We start from the raw sequence: 13,742 nt of genomic DNA, 5'->3' as shown, positions 1-13,742 counted from the left end.
ATCACGACTGCGTTCTCCAGGGAGCGATCCGGAACAAAAGTAACATGCCAGGCACGGCGAGCGCCGTACACACGATGAAGTACGTGAACCAGCCGATCTCGGCGACCGCATAACCGCTCGCCGCCGAAGCCAGCGTGCGCGGCACCGAGGCGAGGCTCGTGAAGAGCGCGAACTGGGTGGCGGTGTAGCGCGGATCGGTGGTGCTGGCGATATACGCGGTGAAGGCCGCCAGCGTCAGGCCGGTCGCGAAGGTTTCGAAGCCATAGACGAGCGCGAGCGCGACCAGACGCGGATCGAGCTGGACGGTCCAGTGGATGCCGACCCACGACAGCATCTTCGTCGTACCCTGACCCGTCGCCACGGCGAAATCGTAGATCACGGCCAGCGCGTGCGACGCGGGACCAAGCTGCGCAAGCCACGCGAAACCGAGCGTCGACACCATCTGCAGCAGGCCGAAAATCCACAGGCCGCGGCCGATGCCGATCTTCATCAGCCACACGCCGCCGACGATGCCGCCCGCGAGACTCGCGCCGAACGCGGTCGTCTTCGCGATCACGCCAATCTGCGTGCGCGAAAAGCCGATGTCGAGGAAGAACGACGTGGACAGCGTGGTCGCCATCACGTCGCCGAGCTTGTACAGGAAGATGAAGCCAAGCACGAACAGCGCGCCTTTCCAGCCGTCGCGCAGGATGAATTCGCGGAACGGCAGCACGATCGCGTCGCGCAGGTTCTTCGGCGGCGCGCCGTGTACCTCGGGTTCGCTGACGAGCAGCGTCATCACCATCCCCGGCAGCATGAACACCGCGGTGACGATAAAGACGGTGCTCCACGGCAGATGGTCCGACAGGATCAGCGCGAGCGAACCCGGCACGAGCGCCGCGATCTTGTACGCGTTCACGTGAACGGCGTTGCCGAGACCCTGCTGCGTGTCGGTGAGCAGTTCGCGCCGATAGGCGTCGATGGCAATGTCCTGGCTCGCGCCGAAGAACGCGACCAGCGCGGTCAGCGCGGCGACGGTCCAGATCGCGTCGCGCGGCGACACGAAGCCGAGCGTCGCGATCGCGCCCGCGACGAGAATCTGCGTGACGAGCATCCAGCCGCGCCGCCTGCCCGGACGCCAGCCCGGCAGACGCGGCAGATAGCGGTCCATCAGCGGTGCCCAGATGAATTTCCATGTGTACGGAAACTGGATCAGCGCAAAGAGGCCGATTTCCTTCAGGTTGACGCCTTCGGAGCGCAACCAGGCTTGCACAAGATAGACGAGCGTGAAAAGCGGCAACCCCGACGTAAAGCCGAGGAAGACGCATATCAGCATGTGTCGGTTGAAATACGCACGCCAGCCGGCGTGGTCTTCGTGAGCGGAAAGTGCAGGCGCCTCGTGTGGCGGGTTCGACATGGGGATAGTCTGCGTTAGCTTTTCTTGACCCGATAGACCGCAAGACTACCACGCCAGTTCTCGCCCCAACGGACCGCCTGGCCGCCGTGCAGCACCACGCGGTCGAGGATTTCGATGCCGACTTCCGGCGCGAGCGCCTCGAAATCCTTGATGGTCAGCACGCGCACGTTCGGCGTGTTGTGCCACTGGAACGGCAGCGATTTCGAAACCGGCATCCGACCCTGCAACACCGAAAGCCGGTGCGACCAGTAGCCGAAGTTCGGAAACGAGACGATGCATTCCTTGCCGACGCGCACCGTCTCACGCAGGATCGCGGCGGTCTGGTGGATCGTCTGGAGCGTCTGCGACAGGATCGCGAAATCGAAGCTGCCGTCCTCGAAGAGACGCAGGCCGTCTTCCAGGTTCTGCTGGATCACGTTGACGCCGTTTTTCGTCGACGCGAGCACGCCGGCGTCGTTGATCTCGATGCCGTAGCCGGACACTTCGAGTTCTTCCGTGAGCAGCGACAGCAGCGAGCCGTCGCCGCAGCCGAGATCGAGCACCGTCGAGCGCGGCTCGACCCAGCGGGCAATCGCGCGGAAGTCGGGCCGCGTCACAAGATAATCGAGCGCGCGCTGGTTCATGCGTGTACCTCGGTGGCAATGCGTTCGTAGTAGGCGCGCATCAGGTTGTGATAGCGGGCGTCGTCGAGCAGGAAGGCGTCGTGGCCGTGCGGCGCGTCGATTTCGGCGTACGTCACCGTGCGTTTGTGATCGAGCAGCGCCTTGACCAGTTCGAGCGAACGCGCGGGCGCGAAACGCCAGTCGGTCGAGAAACTCGCGACGAGGTATTTCGCCGTGGTGTGCGCGAGCGCGGCCGTCAGGTCGCCGTCGAACGCTTTCGCCGGATCGAAGTAGTCGAGCGCGCGAGTGATCAGCAGATATGTGTTCGCGTCGAAATAGTCGGCGAATTTGTCGCCCTGATACCGCAGATACGACTCCACCTCGAACTCGACGTCGAAGTTGAAGTTGTACGCATCGTGCGCGCCTTCCGCGCGGCGCAGCGCGCGGCCGAACTTCGCGGCCATGTCGTCGTCGGAGAGATACGTGATGTGGCCGATCATCCGCGCGACGCGCAGGCCGCGCTTCGGTTTCACGTCGTGCGCGTAGTAGTTGCCGCCGTGGAAGTCCGGGTCCGACAGGATCGCCGAGCGCGCCACTTCGTTGAACGCGATGTTCTGCGCGGAGAGCTTGGGCGTCGACGCGACCACGATGCAGTGCGCGACGCGCTCCGGGTACATCATGCTCCACGCCAGCGCCTGCATGCCGCCGAGGCTGCCGCCCATCACCGCGGCAAAGCGCTCGATGCCGAACACGTCGGCGACGCGCGCCTGCGCGTTCACCCAGTCTTCGACGGTGATGACCGGAAAGCGCGCGCCGTAGGGCTGCTGTGTCGACGGATCGATGCTCATCGGGCCCGTCGAGCCGAAACACGAGCCGAGATTGTTCACGCCGATCACGAAGAAGCGATTCGTGTCGAGCGGCTTGCCCGGGCCCACCATGTTGTCCCACCAGCCGACGTCCTTCGGGTCATCCGCATAGACGCCCGCGACGTGATGCGACGCGTTGAGCGCGTGACAGACGAGCACCGCGTTGCTGCGCGCGGCGTTGAGCGTGCCGTAGGTTTCGACCATCAGGTCGTAACCGGCGAGCGAGCTGCCGTTCTGCATGAGCAGCGGCTCGGAGAAATGCATTTTCTGGGGAGCGACGATGCCGATCGATTCCATTCATTCCGCCTTTTAACGACTCTGGACGGCTAGATGGTGTCGGCGATGCGCGAAGAGACGTGATGCGCGGCTGACGACCTCTTTAGCCGCATTTGTAGTGAACCCCGGGAACCCTCCCGGCAGTTCGCGCGCCCGCAATCGAGTCAGCAAATCGGCGCGTCATTCATCCTGCATGTTCCGGTGGCCGCTATCGCAGCGAATACCGCAATCAGGCGCAAATTATAGCGGAAAGTTCTGAGATAGCGGCGCGCGCCGTTCTGTGAGGGTGATGCGATCCGGCGCCCGGATCGCACCGGATTCAATGAATGTGGGCGCTCAAGCCGTCAGCCGGCGCTGGAAACGTCGCAGCTGGATGGCCGCGAGCGTCATCAGGATGCCGTACACGATCGCATAGCTGCCGATGAGCCATACCACCGACAGCACGCCCACCGGATAGACGCACATCACGATGAGCAGGCCGATCACGACCGACAGGCATCCCGACAGGCCGATCAGCCAGGGGTGCGCCTGCGCGCGACGGTACTGGATCGCGTAAATGATCTCGAAGACGCCGACGATAAATGCCCAGTAGCCGATGATCATCACGAGAACGATGACCGCGGTGCCGGGCCAGAAGAGCGCGGCGAGCCCGGCGAGTATGCCGGTCAGCCCGACCAGCACATACATCCAGCGCCGGTTGCCCGCGCCACCGATGCCGTACACCAGCGCAAATGCACCATCGACGACGGCGTAGGCGCCCCACACGATCACCAGCGTGGCTAACGTCAGGTCGGGCCAGAGGAAAGCGAGCACGCCGAAAACGATCGCGACGATGCCACGAAGCAGGAGCCATCCCCAGTGAGCCGAAAGCGAGGAAAGACCGGGCGGCAACGCAGACAGGACAGGACGATTCATCATTATGTGTTCTCCCAGATGTTTTGAACGCGGCGCGAAAGGCCGCCGCGCATCGTTGCACAGGCCACGATGCGTCGATCTCAAAAAATGGGAGAAGGTCGCGCGTTACTGGAGGATGAGCAGCAACTGCGCTTCGGCGTGTTCGCCGGGCGTGCGCGAGAAGCCGCTGCGGGCAAAGCGGTACCAGCGTCCGATGATGTAGCTCACCAGCAGACTTGCGCGAACGGCGGGATCGTAGTCCGCCGGCAGCGGCACGGCAGCGTTGCCGGCCTGCGTGTTGACGTCCATCAGTCCGAGCCGCAGGCATTGCTTGAGCGACGCCTCGACGCGCTCCAGTATCTGGTTCACGCGTTCCGCCAGCCGTTCGTGTTCGCCGACGAGCGCCTCGCCCGTCAGCACGCGCGTCATGCCGGGGTTCCGTGCGGCGAAGTTGAGCAGCATGAGCGCGATCGAACGCGCCTGAAGCACGCCGTTGGGCTCCTTCGACACGATCTGGTTGATGAGCCCGAAGATGGATTGCTCGATGAATTCGATCAGCCCTTCGAACATCTGCGCCTTGCTGGCGAAATGACGGTAAAGCGCCGCTTCCGAGACGCCGAGCCGCGCGGCGAGCGCCGCGGTGGTGATTTTTTCGCTCTTGGGCGCCTCCAGCATGGCGGCGAGCGTCTGCAGGATATGGACGCGCCGCTCGCCGGGCTTCAGGCGCGGCGCGCGGGTGCCACTGGTATCGCGGGTGTCGTGATGCGCGTCGTCTACCGGCGGGTCAGGTCTGTCAGTCGGCTGCATGGATGTCGCCTTTTCAGTCGCCCCGAGCGGATGCCCGATCGCAATGATTTTAACGAACGAATCGACCAGTCGACATAGTGCGGACGGCCGGTGCCCGGCAGACGCGCCGGCACGCCCTCCGCGCGGCGCTGCGCCGGCAGGTGGCCGGTGATCCACACCGTGCGGATGCCGAGTCGCCGGTAGCTTTTCAGATGGCTGCGCGTGTCTTCGACGAGGATGGCGTCCGCGAGACTGACGTGCGCGTCGCGCATGGCTCGACGCAGCATCGACGGATCGGGTTTCGCGCGCCACGTGCGCCGGTCGCGCATGTGCTCGATCGCGATCACGCGCTCGAACAGTGGCGCGATGCGCAGTTCGTCGAGCACCGCGCGCGCGTACTTTTCAGGCGCATTGGTCAGCACGATCTTGCGGCCCGGCAGCGCCTCGATGAGACGCGCGAGGCCGCGCTCGGCGCGCAGCATCGCGCGCAGATCGGGGAACGTGTGTACGACCTTGAGAAAGTCGTGCGGATCGACCGGATGATGGCGCGCGAGACCCAGCAGCGTCGCGCCGTAACGCTGCGTGTAGCCGGTGCGCAGACGGTTCGCCTCGTCGCGTTCGACCTGCAGGGTGTCGATGATGTACTGCGTCATCGCCTGGTTGATCGCCGGAAAGATCGCGTGCGATGCGCGGTGCAGCGTGTTGTCGAGATCGAAGAGCCACACGGGCGTGCCACCACCGACATGCGGCCGACGGCGTTTGGAATGGGAAGGACGCGTCATGCTGGCAGTGGAAACGGGAGAGGCCATGCGGGGGGCCGGTTTTGGGGCCTGTCTGGGTGCGGAAAGGCAGGCCGGAAAGCGCTGGATGCAGCGTGGTGAAATACAGCGGGCCGGTGAAGCATCGCGCCGCCGCCGCACAACGGCTGCGGGCGGCGCGGCACGGTACGCGCGCGACTGCGCGCACCGTGTTTCATGACGTGCTCAATGCGAACGGATCATCGTGCCGAACGGCTGTTCGGTCAGGATTTCGAGCAGCACCGAATGCTCGATGCGGCCGTCGATGATATGCACCGAGCGCACGCCGCTCTTTGCCGCGTCGAGCGCCGACGAGATCTTCGGCAGCATGCCGCCCGAGATCGTGCCGTCCGCGAACAGCGAATCGATCTCGCGTGCGGACAGATCCGTCAGCAGGTTGCCCGCCTTGTCCATCACGCCGGGGATGTTGGTCATCATGACGAGTTTTTCGGCGTTCAGCACGACGGCCAGCTTGCCCGCGACCAGATCCGCGTTGATGTTGTACGACAGCCCGTCTTCGCCGAAGCCGATCGGCGAGATCACCGGAATGAACGCGTCGTCCTGCAGCGCTTTCACGACCGCCGGGTTGATCGCCTCGACTTCGCCGACCTGGCCGATGTCGACGTACTGGCCCGGACTGTCGCGGTCCGGCATCAGCATCTTGCGTGCGTGAATGAGGCCGCCATCCTTGCCCGTCAGGCCCACCGCATGACCGCCGAAGTGGTTGATCAGCGTGACGATGTCCTGCTGCACTTCGCCGCCGAGCACCCATTCGACGACTTCCATCGTTTCTTCGTCGGTGACGCGCATGCCCTGGATGAACGTGCCCTGCTTGCCGATCTTCTTGAGCGCCTGGTCGATCTGCGGGCCGCCGCCATGCACGATCACCGGGTTGATGCCGACCAGCTTCAGCAGAATGACGTCGCGCGCGAAGCCCTGCTTCAGGCGTTCTTCGGTCATGGCATTGCCGCCGTATTTGATCACCACGGTCTTGCCGTGATACTGGCGGATATAGGGCAGCGCCTCGGCCAGAATCTCGGCTTTCAGGGTGGGCGCAATCTGCGAAAGGTCTGGGATCTCGGACATGGCGGCAGAGTCAGGCAGGGCAGTTGAAACAAGGGCGAATTGTACAGGAGTGGCGCGCTGCAACAGGGTTTTCGACGCGCGCCGTGGCGGCGTGCCGGGCGCATCCCGTGCGGTGCGCAACACGGCGCCGCCGCGCGGCGGGACAACACCCGCCCGGCGCGGCATGAGATGGATTTTCCCGCGCTCCCGCGACGTCGAAAAGCTGGCCGAACGGCCGGTTACCGGCGGGTGCAAGACGTGGCATTATTTCTGTGACTTCCCGACAGGTTCATCATTTCGCCATGAGCGCGTCAGATTCTTCCTCGCAGGATGTGGTGAGCGTGCGTTGTCCGCGCTGCGGCCACGCGTTCGACTGCGGCGCGCGGGCGAAAGACATCACGTGCTGGTGCCGCGCGATGCCGGCGCTGCCAGTGGCGCGGCTCGATGCGGGGAGCGGGTGCCTGTGCCCCGAATGCCTTGCCAGCGAGATCGCAAGCGTTCGGCGAAGCGGCGCGCCCGGCGCCCCGGACGGCTGACTGACGGGTAAACTGGCGGCATGCAACGCATAACCACCACCGGCAGGGTCAACCTCGGGCATCTTTTCTGGCTGCGAAGCTTCGCCATCATCGGGCAGCTTGGCACGATCGCCGTTGTCCAGTTCATGTTCGGCGTCCATCTGCCGCTCCCCGCGATGCTGCTCGTGATCGCGCTCGAAGTCGTGTTCAACGGGTTGACGTGGTTTCGCGTGGCGCGCGAGAAGCCCGAATCCAATCTCGAGCTGTTCGGCCAGATCTGGGTCGATCTGGGCGCCCTGTCGGCGCTGCTGTTCCTGTCGGGCGGCACGACCAACCCGTTCGTGTCGCTGTATCTGCCTTCGCTGGCGATTGCCGCGGCCGTGCTGCCCTGGTATCTGATGGCGTGGCTCGCCGCGTTCGCGGCGGCCTGTTACGCCGTACTCGGCTTCGATTCCGTGCCGCTCAATCTCGACAATCCGGCGAATCTCTTCGAGTACTACCGCGCCGGCATGTGGGTGAACTTCATGGTGAGCGTCGGCCTGATCGCGTGGTTCGTGGCGCGGATGTCGCGCGCCCTGCGGCTGCGCGACGCCGCGCTGGGCGAGGCCCAGCAGCGCCTGCTGCGCGATGAGCGTGCTGTGGCGCTCGGCGTGCAGGCCGCCACCGTCGCGCACGAGATCGGCACGCCGCTCTCCACGATCGCGATGCTCGCCGAGGAACTGCGCGACGCGGCGCGCACCGATCAGGGCCTCGCGCCCTATTCGGCGGATATTTCCCTGCTCGAACAGCAGATGGCGTTGTGTACGTCGGCGCTTGCGCGGCTGCGCAGTCGCGCCTCGTCGCCGGGCAGCCGGTTGACGGTCGGCGAATGGCTCGCATCGTTCGTCGAGCAATGGCGGCTGCGGCATCCACATGTCAAATTCGAACGCCCGGGAACGCCGCCCGACCACGTCAGCCTTGACGATACGGTCGCGGTCGGCCAGATTCTCACGATCCTGCTGGATAATGCGGCGCGTGCGAGCCGCGATCACGTGACGCTGACCGCCCGGCTGACGGAGCGCGGCGACACGATCGAGTTCGAGGTTTGCGACGCCGGCCCCGGTATTGCGCCGGCGCTGCGTCCTTCGCTCGGCACGATGCCGGTCGACAGCACGCAGGGCGGTCACGGCGTTGGGCTATATCTGGCGTTTTCCGCTGCGGCGCGTCTCGGCGGCTCGATCGAACTGGGCGATATCAATGAAACGAAGCCGCGCGGCACGCGCGCAGTGCTGCGACTGCCGGTAGCTGGCGACGGACATTCCGGCGCGGAGAATCCCGGCATCGCGCAGACGGCCGCTAACCAGGCGGATGCGAACCGGAACGGTCCGGCACCTACCAACACGGAGAAACAGGCATGAGCGACATGAATTTTCTGGTCATCGACGATGACGAAGTGTTCTCCGGCATCCTCGCGCGGGGTCTCACGCGACGCGGCTTCACGGTCGCCGAGGCGCACAACGCCAGCGAGGCGATCAAGCTCGCGAACCAGCAGAAGTTCGGGCAGATCACGGTCGACCTGCATCTGGGCAACGATTCCGGCCTGAACCTGGTCGCGCCGTTGCGCGAACTGCAGCCGGACGCACGCATGCTCGTGCTGACGGGCTACGCGAGCATCGCGACGGCCGTGCAGGCGGTGAAGGATGGCGCCGACAACTATCTGGCGAAGCCCGCCAACGTCGAATCGATTCTTTCCGCGCTGCAAAGCGAAGCGAGCGCGCTGCAGGCCGAAGAGGCGATCGACCACCCGGCGCCACTTTCCGTGGCGCGGCTCGAATGGGAGCATATCCAGCGCGTGCTGGCGGAAAACGGCAACAACATTTCCGCGACGGCCCGCGCGCTGAACATGCACCGCCGCACGCTGCAGCGCAAGCTGGCGAAACGGCCGGTGCGGCAGTGAGTTGCATGCAGTGACCTGCACGCCATGAACGCGTGGCGTTGACGACAAAACGGGCGGCCTTCGAATGAAAGGCCGCCCGTTTTGCTTTTGCGTGATGCCTGGTGTTCTACCCGGCGCAGGCCGGGTAGCGCTGTATTGCGCGTCGCGCGGGGCTACAGCACGTAGCGCGACAGGTCCTCGTCTTCAGCGACTTCGTTCAGCGCACGATCGACATACGCTGCATCGATCGTGACGTTCGTGCCCGCGTGATTGCCAGCGGAGAACGACACTTCTTCGAGCAGCTTTTCGATCACCGTATAGAGACGGCGCGCGCCGATGTTCTCGGTTTTTTCGTTGACCGCGAACGCGATTTCGGCGAGCCGCCGGATGCCGTCTTCAGCGAAGTCGAGATGCACGTCTTCGGTAGCGAGCAGCGCCTGATACTGTTTGACGAGGCTCGCGTCCGTTGCGACGAGAATCGATTCGAAGTCCTTCACCGAAAGCGAATCGAGTTCGACGCGAATCGGGAAACGACCCTGCAGCTCGGGAATCAGGTCGCTCGGCTTGGCCAGATGGAACGCACCGCTCGCGATGAACAGCACGTGATCCGTCTTCACCATGCCGTACTTCGTATTGATCGTGGTGCCTTCGACGAGCGGCAGCAGATCGCGCTGCACACCCTGGCGCGACACCTCGCCGCCGCCGGCTTCATTGCGTGACGCGATCTTGTCGATTTCGTCGAGAAACACGATGCCGTTCTGCTCGACGTTACGCACGGCCATGGCCTTGACTTCCTCGTCGTTGAGCATCTTGCCGGCTTCCTCGTCGGTCAGGAGCTTCTGCGCCTCCTTGACCTTCAGCTTGCGACGCGTCTTCTTGCCGCCGCCGATGTTCGCGAACATCGAACGAATCTGCTCGGTCATGTCTTCCATGCCCGGCGGGCCCATGATGTCCATGCCGACCTGCGGCTGCTCGACGTCGAGTTCGATTTCCTTGTCGTCGAGAAGCCCTTCGCGCAGACGCTTGCGGAACGTCTGGCGCGTGCTGCTGCCTTCGTCGACAGTGTCCGCCGCGCTCGAGCTTGCGCCAAAACCGACGGGGCGCGCCGTGGGCAGCAGAATGTCGAGAATGCGGTCTTCGGCCTGATCTTCGGCCTTCGTGCGGACCTTGCGCATTTCCGTTTCGCGCGTCTGCTTGATGGAGATTTCCATCAGGTCGCGCATGATGCTGTCGACGTCGCGGCCGACGTAGCCGACTTCCGTGAACTTCGTGGCTTCGATCTTGATGAACGGCGCGTCGGCGAGCCTGGCCAGACGGCGCGCGATTTCGGTTTTACCGACGCCCGTCGGCCCGATCATCAGAATGTTCTTCGGCGTGATTTCCTGGCGCAGCGGCTCTTCGACCTGCTGACGACGCCAGCGGTTGCGCAGCGCAACCGCGACCGCCTTCTTTGCGCGGTCCTGACCGATGATGTGTTTGTCGAGTTCCGAGACGATCTCGGCTGGAGTCATGGTGCTCATCGTGGGTCCTTACTCGATCGTCTCGATGACGCGGTTATGGTTCGTGTAGATACACATGTCGCCGGCAATCTCCAGTGCCTTTTCGACGATCTCGCGCGGTGAAAGATCCGTGTTCGCGAGAAGCGCCGCCGCGGCCGCCTGCGCGTACGCACCGCCCGAGCCGATGGCGCAGATGCCGCCTTCAGGATCGAGCACGTCGCCGTTGCCGGTGATGACGAGCGTGGTGTGTTCGTCGGCGGTGATCAGCATGGCTTCGAGACGGCGCAGCATGCGGTCGGTGCGCCAGTCCTTGGCGAGTTCGACGGCTGCCCGCGTGAGGTTGCCCTGGTGTTTTTCGAGCTTGGCTTCGAAGCGGTCGAGGAGCGAAAAGGCGTCGGCCGTGCCGCCGGCGAAACCGACCATCACCTTGCCGCCATAGATGCGCCGGACTTTTTTCGCACCGCCTTTCATGACGATGTTGCCGAGCGTCACCTGGCCGTCGCCGCCGAGCGCGACCTTGTCGCCGCGCCGCACGGAAACGATCGTCGTGCCGTGAAATTGCTCCATATGCGTTCCTTTTGCAAAAACGGGAAGGACGCAGCAGCGCTGTGCGCCACTACTTGAATCCGGGTCAGCGGACGGCGCGCAACGCGAAAAACCAGACGATGGCGCGCGCGCTCGTGCAACGCATGTCCGGTTTATTTTAGGGCGTGCGCGGGCATATCAAGAGTCGGCCGGATGGCTAACGGCGGAAAAAGGCAGGATAAGGAAGAAAAAAATGCGTAAAGATGGGGCCGAAACGGCCGCGCCGGCAGGCGTCAAGGTGTGCGCTCCGGAAGAAAAAAGGCGCACGGAACACCGTGCGCCTCTCGACGAAGCAGCGTGTTGGGGCGCGGACCGAAACCGCGCCGCGGCGGTCAGTCGCCGAACAGCTTCTGGCGCAGTTCGCGGCGTTCCTGCGCTTCGAGCGACAGGGTTGCCGTGGGGCGTGCGAGCAGACGCGGAATGCCGATCGGCTCGCCGGTTTCCTCGCACCAGCCGTAGTCGCCCGAATCGATGCGTGCGAGCGATTGCTGAACCTTCTTCAGCAGCTTGCGTTCGCGGTCGCGCGTGCGCAGCTCCAGCGCATGCTCTTCCTCGATCGTCGCGCGGTCGGCCGGGTCCGGCACGATCACGGTTTCACGCAGGTTTTCGGTCGTCTGGCCGGCATTGCGGAGAATTTCCGCCTGCAGCTGTTCGAGCTTGTTCTTGAAGAAAGCGAGCTGATCCGCATTCATGTAATCCTTGTCGCTCATCTTCAGGATTTCGGCTTCGGTCAAGAGTCGTTTCGTCGTCATCTGGCTTGCTTCTTCAATGTGAGGCAAAACTCATACATATTGCCCGCTCTTTCGTGTTGCCCGCAAAGACGCCCTGATTAACGCTCAATCGAGCGACGGCGAACACGGACGGTGGGCTGTCGTGACGCCAAAGGCGCCGATGCGGGGCCGAACTCCTCTGGAAACCGGTCTACAGATGCTCCTGAGGCATGATCCTTCTACTGGCAGCGCGCTCCCCGAAACCGGTGTGTCAACCGGCATGCCGGCGTGAATTCCGGATGAGACTTTCCGGTGCCGTGCGTGCCCGGTGCGGGCTGCAATGTCCCGGGCATTTCGTTGTCATTCTCCAGTGGGCCCGTATTGTAACTGAATCACAATACGGGACGACAAGCGGGGGAAATCCCTGCTGCCACTGCCGATATCGTCAAAATATAACGCGCTAACGACCAAAAAGCGATGGTCGTTCGCTGTTTTGCACAGCAGGGTTTTCACGCGCCTTTCACATATCCCGCATTTTCGAGCGGCCCGAATTTGCTGGCGAGGCCAGATTTGTCGTTTTCGGGCCGCTCCCTGTTATTGCGCGACGCGGGCGCTTCAGGCGAGACAGGCGTCGAGGCCGTCGGTAATCAGGTCCTGCGGCAGTTCGATACCGATAAATACCATCTTGCTGTTTTTCTTTTCAACCGGCTGCCATTTGGACGCGAGATCGCTGCCCATCATCTGGTGTACGCCCTGGAACACCACCTTGCGATCGACGCCCTTCATGTACAGCACGCCCTTGTAGCGCAGCAGACGCTCGCCGTAAATCTGCAGGATGCCGCCGAGGAAGTCCTCGAGGCGGTTCGGGTCGAACGGCCGCTCGCTGCGGTAGACGAACGACTTGATCTTGTCGTCGTGGTGCGCGTGGTGGTGATGCGCGTGATCGTGGTCGTGACCTTCGTGATCGCACTTGCCGTGGTCGTGGTCGCAGTTCGCGTGGTCATGATCATGGTCGTGATCGTGGTCATGATGCGCGTGGTCGTGGTCGTGGTCGTCCTCGGCGAGGAACTCCGGGTCGATTTCGAGCTTCGCATTCAGGTTGAAGCCGCGCAGGTCGAAGATTTCCTTGATGTCGGCCTCTCCGAAATTGACGACCCTGATCGCCGCTTTCGGGTTCATGTGCAGCAGACGGTGACGCAGGTCGCCCAGCGCCGTTTCGTCGACGAGATCGGACTTCGTGATGAAAAGGCGGTCGGCGAAACCGACCTGGCGCTGCACGACTTCGTGCTCGTCGAGCTGGTGATCCGCGTGCTTCGCGTCGACGAGCGTGATGATCGCGTCGAGCAGGAATTCGTCGGCGATCTGGTTATCCATGAAGAACGTCTGCGCCACGGGGCCCGGATTGGCGAGGCCGGTGGTTTCGATCACGACGCGGTCGAAATCCAGCTCGCCGGCCTGCTTTTTCGCGGCCAGGTCGCCGAGCACGCGCGCGAGGTCGCCGCGGATCGTGCAGCAGATGCAGCCATTGCTCATCTGGATGATCTGTTCGTTCGCGTCCTGCACGAGGATTTCGTTGTCGATGTTCTCTTCGCCGAACTCGTTTTCGATCACGGCGATCTTCATGCCGTGCTTTTCGTTCAGGATGCGCTTGAGCAGCGTGGTTTTGCCGCTGCCGAGAAAGCCGGTCAGGATGGTAACGGGGATCATGGTGTGTGCCTGTTAAATGCGTGAAATCAGGTGCGGGCCGCGTGCCGGCGACCACTCGATCGGTCAGTTATTGAAACATATCTGTCAAGGCGCCGCTTGCGACCGCCCGGCCAGCGGCATCCCGCCGGA

At 63.6% G+C, this 13,742-nt stretch carries 14 protein-coding genes; 3 read left to right on the top strand and 11 right to left on the bottom strand.

Going from position 1 to position 13,742, the window contains the following annotated elements:
* Position 1: 1 nt before the first annotated feature.
* From BLV45_RS16105 to argB, 7 genes are all read right to left on the bottom strand, one after another.
* On the bottom strand, positions 2–1,396 hold the full coding sequence (locus tag BLV45_RS16105) for an AmpG family muropeptide MFS transporter (protein WP_090534834.1): 1,395 nt from the start codon (positions 1,394–1,396) through the stop codon (positions 2–4).
* A 14-nt stretch (positions 1,397–1,410) separates the two neighbouring features.
* Positions 1,411–2,019, bottom strand: a complete 609-nt coding sequence (gene metW, locus BLV45_RS16100; protein ID WP_090534831.1) for a methionine biosynthesis protein MetW — start codon at positions 2,017–2,019, stop codon at positions 1,411–1,413.
* Positions 2,016–3,161: a homoserine O-succinyltransferase MetX gene (gene metX / locus BLV45_RS16095; RefSeq protein ID WP_090534828.1), complete on the bottom strand. Its 1,146-nt coding sequence runs from the start codon at positions 3,159–3,161 to the stop codon at positions 2,016–2,018. Before metX ends, metW begins: the two co-directional genes overlap by 4 nt.
* Before the next feature lie 315 nt (positions 3,162–3,476).
* Entirely contained in the window at positions 3,477–4,058 is a 582-nt protein-coding gene (locus BLV45_RS16090) for an HdeD family acid-resistance protein (RefSeq protein WP_245753315.1), read from the bottom strand.
* A 102-nt stretch (positions 4,059–4,160) separates the two neighbouring features.
* Positions 4,161–4,841, bottom strand: coding sequence for a nucleoid occlusion factor SlmA (gene slmA, locus BLV45_RS16085; protein ID WP_090534826.1), 681 nt, complete (start codon positions 4,839–4,841; stop codon positions 4,161–4,163).
* Entirely contained in the window at positions 4,808–5,629 is an 822-nt protein-coding gene (locus BLV45_RS16080; protein ID WP_090534824.1) for a pyrimidine 5'-nucleotidase, read from the bottom strand. Before BLV45_RS16080 ends, slmA begins: the two co-directional genes overlap by 34 nt.
* Before the next feature lie 174 nt (positions 5,630–5,803).
* Positions 5,804–6,703 (bottom strand): acetylglutamate kinase, encoded by a 900-nt coding sequence (gene argB, locus BLV45_RS16075; protein ID WP_090534822.1) that lies wholly within the window; start codon positions 6,701–6,703, stop codon positions 5,804–5,806.
* A gap of 281 nt (positions 6,704–6,984) precedes the next feature.
* On the opposite strand from argB, the gene BLV45_RS16070 reads away from it, so the two are divergent.
* The 3 genes from BLV45_RS16070 to BLV45_RS16060 are packed head-to-tail and all read left to right on the top strand — an operon-like array spanning position 6,985 to position 9,133.
* Positions 6,985–7,218, top strand: a complete 234-nt coding sequence (locus BLV45_RS16070; protein ID WP_090534820.1) for a cysteine-rich CWC family protein — start codon at positions 6,985–6,987, stop codon at positions 7,216–7,218.
* Between the two features lie 20 nt (positions 7,219–7,238).
* Complete coding sequence (locus BLV45_RS16065; RefSeq protein WP_090534817.1) at positions 7,239–8,594, top strand: ATP-binding protein; 1,356 nt, start codon at positions 7,239–7,241, stop codon at positions 8,592–8,594.
* Positions 8,591–9,133, top strand: a complete 543-nt coding sequence (locus BLV45_RS16060) for a response regulator transcription factor (protein WP_090534815.1) — start codon at positions 8,591–8,593, stop codon at positions 9,131–9,133. Before BLV45_RS16065 ends, BLV45_RS16060 begins: the two co-directional genes overlap by 4 nt.
* A gap of 152 nt (positions 9,134–9,285) precedes the next feature.
* Here BLV45_RS16060 and hslU read toward each other — a convergent pair whose 3' ends face one another.
* From hslU to BLV45_RS16040, 4 genes are all read right to left on the bottom strand, one after another.
* On the bottom strand, positions 9,286–10,632 hold the full coding sequence (gene hslU, locus BLV45_RS16055) for an ATP-dependent protease ATPase subunit HslU (RefSeq protein ID WP_090534813.1): 1,347 nt from the start codon (positions 10,630–10,632) through the stop codon (positions 9,286–9,288).
* A gap of 9 nt (positions 10,633–10,641) precedes the next feature.
* The gene (hslV, locus tag BLV45_RS16050) at positions 10,642–11,178 is read right to left on the bottom strand and encodes an ATP-dependent protease subunit HslV (protein ID WP_090534810.1); all 537 of its coding nucleotides are present in this window, start codon (positions 11,176–11,178) and stop codon (positions 10,642–10,644) included.
* Positions 11,179–11,528: 350 nt separating this feature from the next.
* Entirely contained in the window at positions 11,529–11,948 is a 420-nt protein-coding gene (gene dksA, locus BLV45_RS16045) for an RNA polymerase-binding protein DksA (RefSeq protein WP_090534808.1), read from the bottom strand.
* Between the two features lie 573 nt (positions 11,949–12,521).
* Complete coding sequence (locus BLV45_RS16040; RefSeq protein WP_090534805.1) at positions 12,522–13,613, bottom strand: CobW family GTP-binding protein; 1,092 nt, start codon at positions 13,611–13,613, stop codon at positions 12,522–12,524.
* Between the last annotated feature and the right edge of the window lie 129 nt (positions 13,614–13,742).

It is taken from the genome of Paraburkholderia sartisoli (assembly GCF_900107685.1).
Taxonomy (GTDB): Bacteria; Pseudomonadota; Gammaproteobacteria; order Burkholderiales; family Burkholderiaceae; genus Paraburkholderia; species Paraburkholderia sartisoli.
Note: the sequence above shows the minus strand (reverse complement) of the source record. Positions and strands in the feature narration are given on the sequence as shown.